We start from the raw sequence: 17,460 nt of genomic DNA, 5'->3' as shown, positions 1-17,460 counted from the left end.
AGCGCCTGTGTTCCCGGCGCCGTCGGCCGTGACGAGCGCGACTCCTCAGCGTCCGCCGAGGGTGCTGTCCGAGATCGTCGCGGCCTGGTTCGGCCCGCACTCCTGGCCGACGATGAGGATGCGGAACTTCCCGATGCCGCCGCCGGGCAGCACCAGCGCCCGCGCCGGCTTGCCGTCGATGGTGACGTCCCGGGCGCCGAGCGGATTCCCGCTGGTGACGCCGTTGGCCTGCAGGCAGCCGAGCAGGCGCGCCGGATCGGTGAGCTCCCCGTACTGCTCGGAGGAGAGCGCAGGGCCGAGCTGGCTCGCGGGCAGCGTGTCGCCGCCGCGCAGCGCCAGCGGTGGCGGGCCGTCCGCGGCGGGCGTGCCCTCCGGCCGACCGGCCTGCGGGGTGCCGCCGTCCGGGGAACCACCGCCCAGGGTGGACGTGCCCAGCACGACGATCCCGGTGACGGCCGCGGCGGCGGTGATCAGGCCCGTCGTCCAGCCGACGCGCTTGCGCCTGCGGGCGCGGGCGGCCGCGAGGTCGAGCACGGGGGCCGGTTCCGGCGTGGCCGGTTCGGGCCGGGCGTTCCCGGACCAGGATGCCGCGAATCCGGCTGCCTCGGGTGCCGGTGCGGTGTCCGCCGGCCATGCGTCGAGTTCGGCGCGCAGCGCGTCGTCGAGCCTGGCCGCGACGTCCGCGGGCATCGCGGGCGACGGGACCTCCGGCGCCGGTTCCTTGAGGTCTTCGAGACCGCGGAGGTCGGAGGCGGTCGCGTCCAGCGCGGCGAGCAGCGCGCTCGCCTCCGGATCTTCCCGGAGGCGCGGCAGCAGCTGCTCGGCCGTCTCCGGATCCAGCGCACCCGCGTGCAGGTCCGCCACCAGATCCAGCGACCACGGCGGGCCTTGCGGCGTGTCGGGGCGCCGTTCTTCGCCGCTCATCGTCCCTCCCGTCGACGCTTGGCGTTGGCGTCATCTGGGACGTTCGCATCCGCACTCGGGTTCCGCAGGTGCCCCAGAAGTTTCGCCAGCTTCACCCGCCCGCGGGCGCAGCGGCTCTTCACGGTGCCCTCGGCGATGCCGAGCGCGGCCGCCGTGTCGGTCACCGAGTAGCCCTCGACGTCGACGAGGACGATCGGGGCGCGCTGCTCCTCCGGGAGGGCGGCCAGCGCTTCCTGCACGGCCATCCGGGTGTCCTGCTCCTCGATCGCGTCGCGCGGAACGGCCGGCTCGGCCGGTCCGGTGTCGGGTAACGGCACCGTCGGTCTCGCTTGGCGGCGCCGGATGCGGTCCAGGCAGGCGTTCACCACGATCCGGTGCAACCAGGTGGTGACCTGCGATTCGGCCCGGAACGATCCGGCGTTGCGGAAAGCGGAGATCATCGCGTCCTGCAGCGCGTCGGAGGCCTCCTCGTGATCGCGCATCGTCCGCAGCGCGACCGCCCACAACCGGTCCCGGTGCTTGCGGAAGAGCGCGGCGAACGCGTCACGATCGCCGTTGACGTGCGCCGCGAGGAGCTCGGCGTCCGTTCTCTCGGGGGCAGACACGGTTCAGCACTCTACTGATCGTGATACCGCCCACGAGCACCGCGCCGCGGCGGTGCGCTCCCGCGCGGGACCGGGATCGTGGCGATCCCGCGCGGGCCGAGCAGCGCGCCAGGTCAGGCGGCCGAGCCGGAGAGGGTGATCTCGTTGATCCGGCTCTGGAACTTGCCCCCGGACGGGGCGAGCTGGGTCAGCCACACGATCACGTGCTGGGTGGGCTGCGCCGCTTCGATCGGGATGGTGGTCTGCCCCGCGGACAACGTCTGCTGGCCGATCACCTTGCTGGAGTTCAGGTCGGGGCTGGTGCCGTCCGCCGCGCGGATCTCCACCACGGTCCCCGCGCTGGGCGAGTCGATGACCACTTCGCGCAGCGTCGTCGGCGACGCGAAGGTGAGCACGGCGCCCGTGCCCGTCTTGAACCCGCCGCCGAGCTGGTCGTTGTAGGAGTCGGTGGCCCAGGAGGTCGCCGGGTCGCCGTCGTACAGGTTGCCGAGCTTGCCGGGGCTGTCCGGCGTCTGCTCCACCACGAACGGGGAGCCGCCGGTGACCTTGACCGGGACGGACTGCTCCGGCGTGGGCGCGGGCTGCTGGTTGCCGTCCTCCAGGGTCACGGACGGGCCTTCGGCCTCCTGGTTGCCCGCGACCAGGCCGATCAGGTTCGCGACGATCCAGCCGACGACGAGCAGGGTGGCCACGGCGAGCGCGCCGACGCTGATCGCCAGCTTCTTGCGCTTCACCTCGTCCGGCTTGGGGTCCTGGGTGCTCCAGACCTCGTTGCTCTCCCGCGCGCCGCCGCCCGCCGGGGCGGACTGCATGACCGCGGTGGAGTTGTCCTCCTCGAAGGTGGCGTGCTGTTCGAGCACCCGGAGCACGGCGGCCCCGGTGCGGACGCCGCCGGTGGTGCCGTGCGTGTCGGGGCTGCCGAGGGCGCGCAGCGCGACCGTGGACAGCTCCAGCGGCACGGTGGGGCGCAGCGTGCGCGGCGCGACGATGGTGCCGTCCGGCCCGGTCGGCGCGGTCGGCAGCCCGTCGGGGGCCGCGTCCAGCGCCCAGCGCCCGGTCAGCAGCAGGTACAGCACGGCACCGAGACCGCGCACGTCGTCGCTGGAGCTCGCGGTGGACAGCGGTCCGGGGAAGGCCATCCGGACTTCGCCCTCCGGCGTCACCCGGATCCGCTGCGGGTGGTCCGCGCCGAGCACCAGCCCGGCGTGGTGGGCGGCCTCGACCGCCGCGGCCAGCGGCTGCAGCACCCGCGCCGCGGTACCCGGCGACAGCGGTCCCTCGGAGACGAGTTCGATCAGGTCGGTCCCGTGGGTCCACTCGGCGATGACGACGCCGAGCACCCCCTGCGGGTCGCCCGGTGCGGGCGTGACGACGTCGAGCACCCGCGCGACGCCGACGTGGTTGAAGGTGCTGGCGTGCATCGCGCGTTCCAGCGTGCGCCGCGCGCTCGACGCCGCGTCCGAGTGGGAGCGGTCCCCGGTCAGGATGGTCAGCGCGACGTCGCGTCCGAGCACACCGTCCTTGGCCCGCCACAGCTGCGCGTCGCACCGGGGATCCGCGCCGACCTTCTCCAGCAGGCGGTATCGGCCGTGGTCGAGTACCGCCCCGGGGGTCAGCTGTTCGGCGTCGTCCGCCGTCGAATCGCCCGCGTCACGTTCCGGCATCGCTTGCCTGGTCGGTTTGCTGCTCACCTTCCCTCTCCCGCTCCTCCCGCTCCAGCCGGGGGGCACTGAACACCCCCTCCCCACGGGAGAAGACTTCCGCTCCGAGGGTACGTGACGCCAATGTCAACGACGACGCAGCAGAGCGGTGAGCCGCCCGATCGCAGGCCGCAGTTCCCGCACCCGGAGCAACACCGCCGGTGCGAGGGCCGCGTGCTCCCTGGTCGGCCTCGGTCGAGCCGGGTCGGCGGCCGCCTCCCCACCGGGCGGTTCGAGGTCCGGAACCGCCCGGGGATCGGCGCCGCCGGGATCAGCGGCGGCCCAGCATCGCGTTGAGCTTGCCGATCGCGGGCTCCAGCTCCCGGACCCGGAGCAGCGCCATCAGGCCGAAGGTGATCGCGAAGCCGACGATCGTGCCCGCGAGCAGCTGCAGCCAGCCCGTTCCCGACCCGGCCTCGCCGGGGATCAGGGCGTCCACGCCGAGCACGACGCCCCAGGTCGCGAGGCCGCCGAGGACCGAAGCCAGCAGCGTCTTGCCGAGCGTGGTCAGGAAGACGCGACCTTCGAGCCGCCCGAGCCGGTGGCGCAACCAGACCTCGCCGACCACCCAGCCGACCACGAAGCTGAACGAGTTGATGAACACCAAGGCGTACAGGACCATCTCGGGGTCCTCGATCAGGCCGCACAGCAGCGCCAGCCCGACCTTGACGACGGTCATCACGACCATGATCAGCGTCGGCGTCCGGGCGTCCTTCAGCGCGTAGAACACCCGCATCTGCATCATCGTGATCGCGTAGGGCAGCACGCCGAACGCGGACACGGCCAGCGCGATGCCGATCTGCCCGGCATCGCCGCTGCTCTTGCCGACCGAGAACAGCGCCAGCGCCAGCGGGAGCCCGATGGCGCTCATGACCCCGCTGATCGGGAGCAGCGTGACCGTGGACAGCCGGTTGCCCAGGGACAGGTCGGAGACGACCTTCGGGTAGTCGTGGTCGGCGGCGGCCCCGCTCATCCGCGGCAGGATCGCGGTCATCACGGAGAACCCGATGACGCCGTACGGGAGCTGCAGCAGCATCCACACGTAGTTGTACATCGACCACACGACGGCCCTGGTGCCGACGCCGCTCATCACCATCAGGCCGATCTGGCTGACGCCGACGTAGGCCAGCATCCACAGCGCGAGGCCGCCGAACTCGTTGAGCCGCGGATCCCAGCCCCACCGCCAGCGGAACCGGAATCCGGTGCGGCGCAGCGCCGGTACCTGGATGAACGCCTGCGCGACGACGCCGAGGGTCACGCCGATGCCCAGCGTCATCAGGTGCGCGTCCGTCATCCGGACCGGGTTGATGGTGAGCTCGCCGGGCAGCGCGTAGTAGACGCAGATCGTGCCGATCACCACGAGGTTGTTGACGACGGGAGCCCAGGCCGGCGGGCTGAAGATCTGCTTGGCCTGCAGGATCGCGCTCATCAGCGCGCTGATCCCGTAGAACAGGATCTGCGGCAGCAGCAGGTAGGCGAACGCGGTGGCCAGCTCGGGATTGGCGTTGCCGCCGTCCCGGACGTACAGCCACACCAGCACCGGCGCCGCGACGACGGCGAGCGCGGTGCCGACCAGCAGCATCACCGCCGACAACGTCAGCAACCGCTGGATGTAGGACTCGCCGCCGTCGGAGTCCGACTTCTGCGCGCGCACCAGGACGGGGACGATGACGCTGGTCAGCACCCCGCCGATCAGCAGCTCGAACACGCTGTTCGGGAGGTTGTTCGCGACGGTGAAGGAGTCGTTCTCGACACCGAAGCCGATGATCAGCGCGAGCAGGATCTTCCAGCCGAAGCCGGTGATCCTGCTGATGAGGGTGGCGATCGCCATCGAACCGCTGGCGCGCAGCAGCGACTTCCCGCCGCCACCGCCGCCACCGCCGGTGGGGCGCAGCACGCGGGTCTGCTCCGCCGCCTGCTCGGCGGCCTGGTCGAGGCCGGGCTCGGGCAGCACCGCCGGGATGGGCTGCGTCTCGGCGGCGTGCCAGCCGGGCTGCGGGGCGCGGTGCGGCCCGGTCCCGGCGGGCACCGGCTGCGCGACCTGCTGCCGCGAGACCGGCGGCCCACCCGGTTCGACGCGCGGGATCTGCCGCGTCCGATCGTCGGCGGGAGGCGTGGGCCCGCCCGCGCCGGGACCGCCCGGTCCCGCCGGGTGCCGCCGTGCTTCCGCGTCGCTGTCTCGGTTCACTGCCTGTGCCCTTCACTCACCGCCTGTGCCGGCTCGCGGGGTGTCACTCCCGCGGGTGGCCGGACCAGGATGTCAGCTCGGACTGCGGTCACTTTCGGTGGTGCTGCCGGAGACCGCGGTGGACTCGGCGGCGGGCGCCTCGCCCCCGCCGGGGGCGGACCCGCCGTCGGAGCGCTCCGCCGGACCCGCGGTTCCCGCGGCCGCGGCCAGCCGGGCCCGGCGCGCCCGCAACCTGCGCAGGATGCGCCGCCCGGACAGGACCACCAGCAGCGCGCTGGCGATCGCGGTGAGCCCGACGGTGAACGGGTCGTAGGTGTAGGACTGCAGCTGGATGCGCTTCGCGGTGCCCAGCTTCGTCCCGGCCTCGGTCGTGACCGCCACGTCGACGGTGAACTGGCCCGCCCGGTGCACCTCGGTCTCCAGCCGGAAGTGCCGCCGCCCCTGCGCGGGCACCCGGATGACGCCGAGGTCGCGGGTCTCCAGCCCGGCCGTCGCGGGGATGCGCAGCCGCACCGAGACGGTCACCGGCAAGTCGTTGGTGACGGTCATCGGGATCGGCGCGTTCGACGCGGTGAGCGTGATCTTGCCGGCGAACTCGTCGAGCCGGACCTGCGAGAGCACCCCGTCGAGGGTGTCGGTGGCGACCCGCACCCAGTGCCGGGCCGCGCCCGGGTCGTCGCGCCAAGCGCTGGAGGCGCCGCGCAGCAGCCCGTTGCGCAGCGGCGTGGTGAGCGCCGCCCGGTCCAGGTCGGTCGCCGGGTCCTTCTCGCTGGAGCGGTAGAGGTCGCCGACCTTGTAGTTCTGCTCGGCGAGCTGGTCCAGCACCGGCTGCGGGATCTCCTCGGCGGCGTTCTCCGCCGGGTACGACGGCTGCGACACCGGGAGCTCCGAGGTGCTCTGCTCCGCCTCGCCGTCGCGCTCGGGCAGGCCCGCGGGCCGCACGTACCCGGCTTCGGTGAGTCCGCGCAGCCCGTCGAGCAGCGACCGCACGTCGTCCCCGCTGAGGTTCCAGCGCCGCGGCGGCGCCAGCACCGAGGTCGCGCCGTCCTGGGTGCCGAGGGTGGCGCGGAAGGCGAGCGCGCCGAGCGCGTTCTGCACGCTGGCGGTGCCGCCGCCCTCCGGCGACATCGCCGTCGTCTCGCGCGGGCCGCCGAAGTTCGGGTCCAGCGCCTCGGACAGCAGCGGGTCGATCGGCATCGCCGTCGGCCCGTCCTCGAACAGCCGGGACGGGGCGGGCGAGCCGGTGGACACCGAGGCCGGGTCGACCAGCACCGTGTCGATGCCGAGGTCGGTGAGCCTGCGGGTGAACGGCTCGTCCACCGCGCCTTCGATGGGCCACAGCACGCTGCGCCGCGGTTCGGTGGTCAGCACCTGCTTCACCAGGCCGGCGCCGTCCAGCGATCCCTTGATCAGGTCGGGCAGCCCGGCGTGCTCCAGCGCGAGCAGGTCGGAGTCGGCGTAGGGCAGCGCGAGCACGCACCGCCCGGAGGTCGCCTCGCGCAGCTTGTTCAGCCACAGCTGCGCCGAAGCCGCCCCGGTCCCCTCCTGCGTCCCGCCGTCGGCGCTGCGCACCTGGTAGCCGCGGGTCATGGCCTGCACGGTGGCCAGCAGATCGGGGTCGACGGCGAAGCACAGCCCGTTGCCCAGCGGCGATCCGGCGCCCGCGCCGTCCACCACGCCCTGCACCAGGTCGTAGAGCCTGCCGCCGGGGGTGAGCGAGGCGGCGAGCGAGTCGTCGGCGAGCACCGAGCGCTGGTCCGGTGTGCCCTCCTGCCGCATCCGCGGGTAGTCGACGATCGGCAGCAGCATCGTGATCGGCGCCGGCTGCGCCGGTTTCGCGGGCGGGGCGCCGGGCGGGGCGAGCACCGGCAGCAGGAAGCGCGACTCGCCGATGCGCGCGCGACCGCCGCCGTCGGGCTGCCCGTTCACGTTGACCAGCAGCGGGAACGAACCGGATTCGGCGATCTGCAGCGAGTCCGGTCCGGTGAGCGGCACCTTCAGCTCGAACGGGGCCTCCTGCCCCGGAGCGAGGGTGTCGATCAGCGGCCGGAAGCTGGTCTCGTTGACCGTGGCGGCGTTGCCGCGCAGCGCGTCCTGCACGGCGGGCTCCGACTGGGTCGGGTAGCCGCGCTGCACGCGGGCCTCGATGCCGTTGATCGTGCTGCCGGACCGGTTGGTGATCCGGCCGCTGATGCTCACTTCACCGGTCGTGCCCGACACCACCGATGGAGTGACTTTGGTCACTTCGAGCTGGGCCGCATTGGACCCCTGCGCGCTCGCCGTGCGGGCCGCGACGATCGGAATCCCGCTGATCAGCAGGACCGCGACCACGGCGGCTAGCAGACACCTCACCCCGGCTCCGTTCCCGTGTTCCGGGGAGTCGTGCTCCCCTGCTCGTCCGCGCCCGGCTGGGGATCTCCGAGCAGCGCGAGCGCGTGCCGCACCAGACGCCGTTCGTCGGCGTAGGCCAGCACCTCGTCCAGTTCACCTAGCGGCACCCAAGCCACCTCGGTGACCTCCACGTCCTCGTCGGAAAGTTCTCCGCCGACCGCGTCCAGCAGGAAGTGGTGCACCGTCTTGTGCACGCGCCGGTCACCGGCGACGAACCAGTAGTCGATCGTGCCGATCGCCACCGTCACCCGTCCGATGATCCCCGTCTCTTCCGCGACCTCGCGCACCGCGGTCTGCTCCGGCGTCTCACCAGGCTCGATGTGGCCCTTCGGCAACGACCACAGCAGTCGCCCCCTGCGGTCGGCCCTCCCGATGATCGCAGCGAGCCGTTCGGGCTCGGCGACCACCAGCCCTCCGGCGGAGGTTTCGTCCACGGTCCGCAGCCGTCGGCGCCGGCGGCGGTTCCGGCGCCCCGGCTGTGCGCCGCCGGAGCGGCCGGGCGACGGAGGCATGCGGCCGATGGTAATGCGATCAGCGATCGCACCGGTGGTCGAAGCGGCCCCGGAGATCGCTCGCTGAGCAGCCGATATCCTCTCCCCGTGGCCCCTTCGACGCGTGACGCCCCGGACGAGACCGACCTGCGCGCCAGCGAGCGCGAGGCCCCGCGCGGAGCGGACGAGACGCCCCAGCGCACCGCGCCCGAGGCGACCCGGCGCACCGCGGCCGGGACGAACCAGCGCACCGCGCTCGCGACGACACCGCGCACCGCCGTCGCGGAGCTGATCGAGGTCGCCCCGGTCGCCGCGGAGCTCGCCGAGCGGTTCGCCGCCGCGGGCCACCGGCTGTACCTCGTGGGCGGCAGCGTCCGGGACGCCCTGCTGGGCAGGCTGGGCACCGACCTGGACTTCACCACCGCGGCCCGCCCGGAGCAGGTGCGCGAGCTGCTCGACGGGTGGGCGGAGACCGTCTGGGACACCGGCATCGAGTTCGGCACCCTCGGCGCCTACAAGCGCGGCACCACGGTGGAGATCACCACGTTCCGCGCCGACAGCTACGACCGCGTCACCCGCAACCCGGAGGTGGCGTTCGGCGACACCATCGAGGGCGACCTGCTGCGCCGCGACTTCACGGTGAACGCGATGGCCGTCGAGCTCGGCGCCCGCGAGTTCGTGGACCTGCACGGCGGCATCGACGACCTGGCCCGCGGCAGGCTGGACACGCCCGCCACCCCGCAGGAGTCGTTCGCCGACGACCCGCTGCGGATGCTGCGCGCCGCCCGGTTCGCCGCCCAGCTCGGCTTCGAACCGGCGGAGCGGGTGCTGGCCGCGATGCGCGAGATGGCCGACGAGCTGGCCCGCATCACCCCGGAGCGGATCCAGGCCGAGCTGTCGAAGCTGCTGTGCGGCCGGTTCCCGCGCAAGGGCGTGGAGCTGCTGGTGGACACCGGGCTGGCGGAGCACGTGCTGCCCGAGGTCGCGGCGATGCGGTTGGAGATCGACGAGCACCACCAGCACAAGGACGTCTACGAGCACTCGCTGGTCGTGCTGGAGCAGGCCATCGACCTGGAGCAGGCGGCCGACCCGGACGGCGAGCCGGACCTGGTGCTGCGGCTGGCGGCGCTGCTGCACGACATCGGCAAGCCGGGCACCCGGCGGTTCGAGCCGGGCGGCGGGGTCAGCTTCCACCACCACGAGGTGGTCGGCGCCAAGATGGCGCGCAAGCGGCTGCGGGCGCTGCGCTACTCGAAGGAGATCATCGGCCAGGTCTGCGAGCTGGTGTACCTGCACCTGCGCTTCCACGGCTACGGCGACGGGCAGTGGACGGATTCGGCGGTGCGCCGGTACGTGACGGACGCGGGTCCGCTGCTCTCCCGGCTGCACAAGCTGGTGCGGGCCGACTGCACGACGCGGAACAAGCGGAAGGCGAACGCGCTGCAGCGCTCCTACGACGACCTCGAGGAGCGCATCGACCGGATCGCGGCCGAGGAGGACCTGGCGCGGGTGCGCCCGGACCTGGACGGCAACGAGATCATGCGGCTGCTGGGGCTGCCGCCCGGCCCGCTGGTGGGCCGGGCGTGGAAGCACCTGAAGGACACCCGGCTGGACCGCGGCCCGATGGAGCACGAGGACGCCGTCGCCGAGCTGTACCGCTGGGCCGCCGAACAGGGCATCGAGGTCTCCGGCGAGGCCTGATCCGCGGGCTGCGCGGCGGTGCGCGCGGGAGGTTGGCGCGGAGTGGGGTTCGCGACTCCGCCGATCGCCCGCCGCGGCAGCCGTCGAGCGCGGTCGCCTCGACATTCGGCGAGGACCGCTCGCATCGCCCCTGGTCAGAACGTTCTATTAATACTCGGACGAGATTACTGACCAGGGATGATTCGGTGGTCGCAACCAGCAGGGGTGCTCCGGCGGTCCCAGCGGCCGGATTTCGGCCGCGTTCGCGGCACGGTCACGCCGCGAGGGGCTCCGCTCTGCGATCATGCGGGAGTGGAATCAGACGCGGAGGTGGAGCCGGGGACGCTGCTGGTGGCTGCTCCGCAGCTGCTCGACGTGAACTTCCGCCGGACGGTGGTCTACATCATCCACCACCGGAGCGAAGGCACCCTCGGCGTCATCCTCAACCGGCCCAGCGAGGTCGCGGTCAGCGACGTGCTGCCGCAGTGGGCGCCGCACGCCAGCGAACCGCCCTCGCTGTACGTGGGCGGTCCGGTGGAGCAGCGCACCGCGATCTGCCTCGCCGCGCTGCGCGCCGGTGAGGACGTCCGGCGGATCAGCGGCATGGTCGGGGTGCGCGGGCCGGTCGGGCTCGTCGACCTCGACGGCGATCCGGAGGACCTGGTGCCGCGCGCCCGCGGACTGCGCTTCTTCGCCGGCTACGCCGGGTGGGACGCCAAGCAGCTCGCCGGGGAGATCGAGCGCGGCGACTGGCTCGTGGTGCCCGCGCTGCCCGACGACGTGATCGTGGCGCCGGGCGCGGACCTGTGGGGCCGGGTGCTGCGCCGGCAGAGCACCCCGCTCGCCTTCCTCGCCACCCATCCCGGCGACGTGAAGCTCAACTAGCCCCGGACACGACGAACGCCCGCGGACCGAGTTCCGCGGGCGTTCCGAACGTCGAGGTCGGCGGGGTCAGCCGCAGCAGCCGCCGGGGCAGCCGCCGCAGCCCGCGGCCACCGGGGCCGGGATCGCCTCGGCCGCGCGGTTGCCCAGCACGCCGCCGACGACCATCAGCGCGAACGCGCCCGCGATGCCGAGCACCGCGACGACGACCGCGCTGGTCACCGTGCTCAGCAGCGGCTCGGACACACCGGCCAGGACCGCCACGGCGCCACCGGCGAGCATCGCGGGCGCCGCGACCCGGTTGCCGAGTTCGAAGGCCTCTTCGCTGCGCAGCGTCGCCGGGGTGCGGACCCCCACGTAGCGGTTCGGCGGCAGCTGGCTCCGCAGTCCGCGCCACCCGATGAACACCAGCGCGGCGCCGAGTACGACGAGCAGCGCGCACAAGACCATCTGCACAGCAATCACCTGGACAGGGTACGACCGGCCCGGTCCCGGCATCCGCGCGCTACCCGGTGGGGTTCGCTGGATCACACGGCGGACCGGGGTTCCGATCGGCGGCGCTGCCCGGATCTTCCGGCCACCGGCGACCCGCCGCGCGCCTTCCGGGCGGGCCTGCGGAAAAGCGGTCGAGGGCGGGCGGCACACTGGGGGTGTGCGATCCGCGCGGTGAGCAGGGAAGGAAACGCGGTTGATGAGCGGCCAGGCAGCAGGTGCGACGAGCGAGCCGACGAGCACGTCGGGCGGGGGTGAGGAGACGCCCCGGTTCCGCTACACCGCGGAGACGGCGGCGCAGGTCGAGCAGCGCTGGCAGCAGCGCTGGGAGGAGCTCGGCACCTTCCACGCGCCGAACCCGGCCGGGCCGCTGAGCACCGGTGCCGAACTGGACGCGGCGAACAAGCTGTTCATCCAGGACATGTTCCCGTACCCCTCCGGTTCGGGGCTGCACGTCGGGCACCCGCTGGGCTTCATCGGCACCGACGTCTACGCCCGCTTCCACCGGATGCTGGGCCGCAACGTGCTGCACACGATGGGCTTCGACTCGTTCGGCCTGCCCGCCGAGCAGTACGCGGTGCAGACCGGCACGCACCCGCGCACCACGACCGAGCAGAACATCGAGCGCTACCTGCGCCAGATCCGCCGGCTGGGCCTGGGCCACGACGAGCGCCGCCGCATCGCCACCACCGACATCGAGTTCTACAAGTGGACCCAGTGGATCTTCCTGCAGGTGTTCCACGCCTGGTACGACCCGGACGCGGACGGCGGCAAGGGCCGGGCGCGGCGGATCTCCGAGCTGGAGCAGGAGTTCGCCGACGGCGTGCGCAGCACCCCGGACGGGCGTCCCTGGGCCGAGCTGGACCGCACCGAGCGGCGCGAGCTGGTCGACTCCTACCGGCTGGCCTACCTGTCCGAGGCGCCGGTGAACTGGGCGCCCGGCCTGGGCACCGTGGTGGCGAACGAGGAGGTCACGGCCGACGGCCTGACCGAGCGCGGCAACTTCCCGGTGTTCCGCCGCAACCTCAAGCAGTGGATGATGCGGATCACCGCCTACTCCGACCGCCTGGTGGACGACCTGGACCGGCTGGACTGGCCGGACAAGGTCAAGAGCATGCAGCGGAACTGGATCGGCCGCTCGCAGGGTGCCAACGTCACCTTCGCGCTGGACGGTTCCGCCGAGCGCGTCGAGGTGTTCACCACCCGCCCGGACACCCTGTTCGGCGTCACCTACCTGGTGCTGGCCCCGGAACACCCGCTGGTCGACGAGCTCACCGCCGCCGAGTGGCCGGAGGGCACCCGCGACGGCTGGACCGGCGGTGCCCCCACCCCGGCGCAGGCCGTCGCCGACTACCGCCGCACCGCGTCGACGAAGTCCGACCTGGACCGCCAGGAGAACAAGGACAAGACCGGCGTGTTCACCGGGGCGTGGGCCACCAACCCGGTCAACGGCAGCCGCATCCCGGTGTTCATCGCGGACTACGTGCTGATGGGCTACGGCACCGGCGCGATCATGGCGGTGCCCGGCGAGGACACCCGCGACTGGGACTTCGCGCAGGCCTTCGAGCTGCCGGTGGTGCGCACCGTGCAGCCCACCGCGGACCACGTCGACGGTGCGTTCACCGGTGACGGGCCGCGGATCAACTCCGCGAACCCGGCGGCCGGGCTGGACCTGGACGGGCTGGACCTGGACGAGGCCAAGCGCACCGTCGTCGACTGGCTGGCCGAGCGCGGCCACGGCACCGGCACCGTGCAGTACAAGCTGCGGGACTGGCTGTTCGCCCGGCAGCGCTACTGGGGCGAGCCGTTCCCCATCGTCTACGGCGAGGACGGCGAGCCGCTGGGCGTGCCGGAGAGCTCGCTGCCGGTGGTGCTGCCCGAGGTCGCGGACTACTCGCCGCGCACCTTCGACCCGCAGGACGCCGACAGCAGCCCCGAGCCGCCGCTGGCGAAGGCCACCGAGTGGGCCGAGGTGGAGCTGGACCTGGGCGATGGCCTCAAGCAGTACCGCCGCGACACCAACGTGATGCCGCAGTGGGCCGGTTCCTGCTGGTACCAGCTGCGCTACGTCGACCCGGTGAACGACTCCGAGTTCGTCGACCCCGCCAACGAGCGGTACTGGATGGGTCCGCGCCCGGCGAGCCACGGCGCGACCGACCCGGGCGGGCTGGACCTGTACGTCGGCGGCGTGGAGCACGCGGTGCTGCACCTGCTGTACTCCCGGTTCTGGCACAAGGTGCTGTTCGACCTGGGCTTCGTGAGCTCGGAGGAGCCGTACCGGCGGCTGTACAACCAGGGCTACATCCAGGCGTTCGCCTACACCGACGCGCGCGGCGTGTACGTGCCCGCCGAGCAGGTCGAGGAGCGGGACGGGAAGTTCTTCTTCGACGGCGAGGAGGTGCGCCGCGAGTACGGGAAGATGGGCAAGAGCCTGAAGAACTCCGTCTCCCCGGACGAGATGGCGGACGCCTACGGCGCCGACACGCTGCGGCTGTACGAGATGGCGATGGGCCCGCTGGACACCTCGCGGCCGTGGGCGACGAAGGACGTCGTCGGCTCGCACCGGTTCCTGCAGCGGTTGTGGCGCAACGTCGTGGACGAGACGACCGGCGAGCTGCGCGTCACCGAGGAGCAGCCGGACGACGAGGTGCTGCGCGCCCTGCACAAGACGATCGAGGGCGTCCGGGAGGACTTCGACGCGCTGCGGTTCAACACCGCGGTGGCGAAGCTGATCGAGCTGAACAACCGGGTCACCAAGGCGTACTCGGGTGCGGCGGGCACGCCGCGCGCGGTGGTGGAGCCGCTGGTGCTGATGGCCGCGCCGCTGACGCCGCACCTGGCGGAGGAGCTGTGGCAGCGGCTGGGCCACGGCGAGAGCCTGGCGCACGGTCCGTTCCCGGTGGCCGACGAGCGGTACCTGGTGGAGGACACCGCCGAGTACCCGATCCAGATCAACGGCAAGGTCCGCTCCCGCATCGTGGTGCCCGCGTCGGCGGGCCAGGACGAGGTGCGCGCGGCGGCGATGGCCGACGAGAAGGTGGTCGCGGCGCTGGACGGCAAGGAGCCGCGCAAGGTGATCGTGGTGCCGGGCCGGCTGGTCAACGTCGTGGCCTGATCCCGTTCCGCACGAGCGGCCCGCTCCCCCGTTCCCGGGTGGGCGGGCCGTTTCGCGTCCGCCCGGCGTGTCGGCGCGGTGGTGCGCGGCGGCTCCTCGGCAGGATCGGGAACCGCGGCCCGCGTCACGGGCGTGGTGGCGAGCGAGGTCACATGGTCGAGTTACTGACGAGTAACTAAGCTCGGCGCCGACGGCACCAGACCTGTGGAGGCTGGCATGGACATCCCGAAGACCCCCGACCGGTTCGACGCGACCGAACTGGCGACGCTGCTCGACGGGCGCTGGGCGGGAGTCCGCGCCAAGGTGCGCGAAGCCCTGGAGGGCACCGAACTCCCGCCCGGCGACCACCTCGACACCGAGGCGCACCGCGCGCAGACCCTCGAACAGCTGCACCTGCTGGTCAAGAGCGGCATCCCCGAGATCGGATTCCCCGTCGCCCAGGGCGGTGCGGGCGACGTCGGCGGCTCCGTCGTCTCGCTGGAGATGCTCGCCGGGAACCTGTCGCTCATGGTCAAGTCCGGCGTGCAGTGGGGCCTGTTCGGCGGTGCGGTCCAGGCGCTCGGCACCGAGCGCCACCACGAGCGCTACCTGCCCTCGATCATGAACCTGGACCTGCCGGGCTGCTTCGCCATGACCGAGACCGGCCACGGCTCGGACGTGCAGCACCTGCGCACCACCGCCACCTACGACCCGGCGACCGAGGAATTCGTCGTGCACACCCCGCACGAGTCGGCGCGCAAGGAGTACATCGGCAACGCCGCCCGCGACGGGCGGATGGCGGTGGTGTTCGCCCAGCTCATCACCGGTGGCGAGCAGCACGGCGTGCACGCGCTGCTGGTACCGATCCGGGACGAGCAGGGTGCGCCGATGCCGGGCGTGCACCTGTCCGACTGCGGCCGCAAGGCCGGGCTCAACGGCGTCGACAACGGGCGGATCACCTTCGACCAGGTGCGGGTCCCGCGCGAGTCGCTGCTCAACCGCTACGGCGACGTGGCCGCCGACGGCACCTACCGCAGCCCGATCGAGAGCACCGGCAAGCGGTTCTTCACCATGCTCGGCACCCTCATCCGCGGCCGGATCTCGGTGGCGGGGACCGCGGGCAGCGCCGCGAAGCTCGCGCTGGAGATCGCGCTGCGCTACGCCACCGCGCGCAGGCAGTTCGACCGGCCGGGCACCTCGGAGGAGACCGTGGTGCTCGACTACCTCGCGCACCAGCGCAAGCTGCTGCCCGCGCTGGCGAAGTCCTACGCGCTGCACTTCGCGCAGGAGCAGCTGGTGCAGACGCTGCACGACGTCTCGACCTCCGGCGACGAGCGCGCGCAGCGCGAGCTGGAATCCCGCGCGGCCGGGCTCAAGGCGGTGACCACCTGGCACGCGACGCACACCATCCAGACCGCGCGCGAGGCCTGCGGCGGCGCCGGCTACCTGGCGGAGAACCAGCTGCCGCAGCTCAAGGCGGACACCGACGTGTTCACCACCTTCGAGGGCGACAACACGGTGCTGCTGCAGCTGGTCGCGAAGGGGCTGCTCACCGACTACAAGGACCAGTTCGACGAGCTCGGCACCGTCGGCATGGCCCGCTTCGTCGCCGACCAGTTCGTCGGCACCGTCATCGAGCGCACCGCGGCGAAGTCGCTGGTGCAGCGCCTGATCGACGCGGCGCAGCGGGACGACGAGGACGCGGTGTTCGACCGCGGCTGGCAGCTGAAGCTGTTCGACGAGCGGGAGCGGCACGTGCTCGACGGGCTCGCCCGCAGGCTGCGCCGCGCCGCGGGCAAGGACGCCGACCCGTTCGCGGTGTTCAACAACGCGCAGGACCACGTGCTGCGGGCCGCGCGGGTGCACATCGACCGGGTCGTGCTGGAGGCGTTCGTCGAGGGCATCGAGCGGTGCGGCGACGCCTCGACGGCGCGGCTGCTGGAGCGGGTGTGCGACCTCTACGTGCTCAGCACGATCGAGGAGGACCGCGCCTGGTTCCTGGAGCACGAGCGGATCACGCCGCGGCGCGCGAAGGCGGTGACCGAGGCGGTGAACGGGCTCTGCCAGGGCCTGCGGCCGCACGCGGTCGAGCTGGTGGAGGCGTTCGGGCTGCCCCGCCAGTGGCTGACCGCGCCGATCGCGACGGGAGCGGAGGACGCGCGGCAGGACGCGCAGCGCGCGCACGACCGCACCCTCGGCTGATCTTCCGGAACCGGCGGCCCGCTCGACCTCGCGGTCGGGCGGGCCGCCGTCGCGCGGGCCCCTCAATTTCCGGGTCTTCGTGGATCCGACACTGCCGCGTGGTGAATCAGAGGAATTGACCTACGCCCATGTGGGTTAAAAGATCGACAGAAATTTGAGCACGGATAGTGTCTTGATCTGTGCTCTGGCGCACATATAACGGAACTATCTCACTCGCCTTGGGTAGCTTTCGGCCCCATGGCATGGACCAATTCGCAACGTTCCGTAATCGCGTCGGGCCTCGCGGCGGTGGCGCTCGGGGCCGGGCTCGCGGTTCCGGCACACGCGTTCGCCGCCGACACCGGAGAGCAGCAGCGCGTCGTCCAGCTGGTGAACGACCAGCGGGCGAGCGCCGGTTGCGGGCCGGTCACCGAAGACCAGCGGCTCACCGAGGCCGCCAACGCCCACAGCTCCGACATGACCGCCCGCGGCTACTTCTCGCACACCACGCCGGACGGCGTCACCTTCGACCAGCGGATCAAGAAGGCGGGTCACCCGTCCCCCGGCGCCGAGAACATCGCGCAAGGACAGCGCAGCGCCGACCAGGTCATGGATTCCTGGATGAACTCCGCGGGCCACAAGCGGAACATCCTGAACTGCTCGCTCAAGACCATCGGCGTCGGCGTCGACACCGGCGGCTGGGCCTGGACCCAGGACTTCGGCTACTGAGCCGACGATCCTGTCCGATTCGGACCGGAATCCGCACCACCCCGAAGAATGCGGCCCGATCGGTCCGAATCGCCGAGACCCCGGTGGGGACCGGGAAATAGGG

12 protein-coding genes are annotated in these 17,460 nt (G+C 72.5%); 5 read left to right on the top strand and 7 right to left on the bottom strand.

What is annotated here, in order from left to right:
- Positions 1–45: 45 nt before the first annotated feature.
- The 6 genes from ABZ805_RS06420 to ABZ805_RS06395 form a co-directional block, all read right to left on the bottom strand.
- A complete protein-coding gene (locus ABZ805_RS06420; protein WP_358435252.1) occupies positions 46–924 on the bottom strand; it encodes a hypothetical protein in 879 nt (292 codons plus the stop codon).
- Positions 921–1,529, bottom strand: coding sequence for an RNA polymerase sigma factor SigM (sigM, locus tag ABZ805_RS06415; protein ID WP_358435250.1), 609 nt, complete (start codon positions 1,527–1,529; stop codon positions 921–923). The genes ABZ805_RS06420 and sigM overlap by 4 nt, the downstream gene beginning before the upstream one ends.
- Before the next feature lie 113 nt (positions 1,530–1,642).
- Positions 1,643–3,220: a protein kinase family protein gene (locus tag ABZ805_RS06410; RefSeq protein ID WP_358435247.1), complete on the bottom strand. Its 1,578-nt coding sequence runs from the start codon at positions 3,218–3,220 to the stop codon at positions 1,643–1,645.
- A gap of 280 nt (positions 3,221–3,500) precedes the next feature.
- Positions 3,501–5,417, bottom strand: coding sequence for a murein biosynthesis integral membrane protein MurJ (gene murJ, locus ABZ805_RS06405; protein ID WP_358435244.1), 1,917 nt, complete (start codon positions 5,415–5,417; stop codon positions 3,501–3,503).
- A 72-nt stretch (positions 5,418–5,489) separates the two neighbouring features.
- Positions 5,490–7,769, bottom strand: a complete 2,280-nt coding sequence (locus tag ABZ805_RS06400) for a DUF6049 family protein (RefSeq protein WP_358435241.1) — start codon at positions 7,767–7,769, stop codon at positions 5,490–5,492.
- A complete protein-coding gene (locus ABZ805_RS06395; protein ID WP_358435238.1) occupies positions 7,766–8,320 on the bottom strand; it encodes an NUDIX hydrolase in 555 nt (184 codons plus the stop codon). The genes ABZ805_RS06400 and ABZ805_RS06395 overlap by 4 nt, the downstream gene beginning before the upstream one ends.
- Positions 8,321–8,407: 87 nt before the next feature.
- Here ABZ805_RS06395 and ABZ805_RS06390 point away from each other — a divergent pair, with 87 nt between their 5' ends.
- Positions 8,408–10,000, top strand: coding sequence for a CCA tRNA nucleotidyltransferase (locus ABZ805_RS06390; protein ID WP_358435235.1), 1,593 nt, complete (start codon positions 8,408–8,410; stop codon positions 9,998–10,000).
- A 291-nt stretch (positions 10,001–10,291) separates the two neighbouring features.
- Positions 10,292–10,864 (top strand): YqgE/AlgH family protein, encoded by a 573-nt coding sequence (locus ABZ805_RS06385; protein WP_358435232.1) that lies wholly within the window; start codon positions 10,292–10,294, stop codon positions 10,862–10,864.
- Positions 10,865–10,930: 66 nt separating this feature from the next.
- On the opposite strand, the gene ABZ805_RS06380 is transcribed toward ABZ805_RS06385, so the two are convergent.
- A complete protein-coding gene (locus ABZ805_RS06380) occupies positions 10,931–11,326 on the bottom strand; it encodes an SdpI family protein (protein WP_358435229.1) in 396 nt (131 codons plus the stop codon).
- Positions 11,327–11,552: 226 nt separating this feature from the next.
- On the opposite strand from ABZ805_RS06380, the gene leuS reads away from it, so the two are divergent.
- The 3 genes from leuS (at position 11,553) to ABZ805_RS06365 (ending at position 17,357) form a co-directional block, all read left to right on the top strand.
- Complete coding sequence (gene leuS / locus ABZ805_RS06375; RefSeq protein ID WP_358435226.1) at positions 11,553–14,468, top strand: leucine--tRNA ligase; 2,916 nt, start codon at positions 11,553–11,555, stop codon at positions 14,466–14,468.
- 216 nt (positions 14,469–14,684) lie between these two features.
- Entirely contained in the window at positions 14,685–16,649 is a 1,965-nt protein-coding gene (locus ABZ805_RS06370; RefSeq protein ID WP_358435223.1) for an acyl-CoA dehydrogenase, read from the top strand.
- Between the two features lie 237 nt (positions 16,650–16,886).
- Entirely contained in the window at positions 16,887–17,357 is a 471-nt protein-coding gene (locus ABZ805_RS06365) for a CAP domain-containing protein (protein WP_358435220.1), read from the top strand.
- Positions 17,358–17,460 lie beyond the last annotated feature (103 nt).

The organism is Saccharopolyspora sp. NPDC047091, assembly GCF_040643635.1.
Taxonomy (GTDB): Bacteria; Actinomycetota; Actinomycetes; order Mycobacteriales; family Pseudonocardiaceae; genus Saccharopolyspora_C.
Note: the sequence above shows the minus strand (reverse complement) of the source record. Positions and strands in the feature narration are given on the sequence as shown.

Bases quoted from the DNA above. Each gene is read 5' to 3' on its own strand.
- ABZ805_RS06420 (WP_358435252.1), bottom strand. From the start codon at position 924: ATGAGCGGCGAAGAACGGCGCCCCGACACGCCGCAAGGCCCGCCGTGG.
- ABZ805_RS06395 (WP_358435238.1), bottom strand. From the start codon at position 8,320: ATGCCTCCGTCGCCCGGCCGCTCCGGCGGCGCACAGCCGGGGCGCCGG.
- leuS (WP_358435226.1), top strand. From the start codon at position 11,553: ATGAGCGGCCAGGCAGCAGGTGCGACGAGCGAGCCGACGAGCACGTCG.
- ABZ805_RS06370 (WP_358435223.1), top strand. From the start codon at position 14,685: ATGGACATCCCGAAGACCCCCGACCGGTTCGACGCGACCGAACTGGCG.
- ABZ805_RS06365 (WP_358435220.1), top strand. From the start codon at position 16,887: ATGGCATGGACCAATTCGCAACGTTCCGTAATCGCGTCGGGCCTCGCG.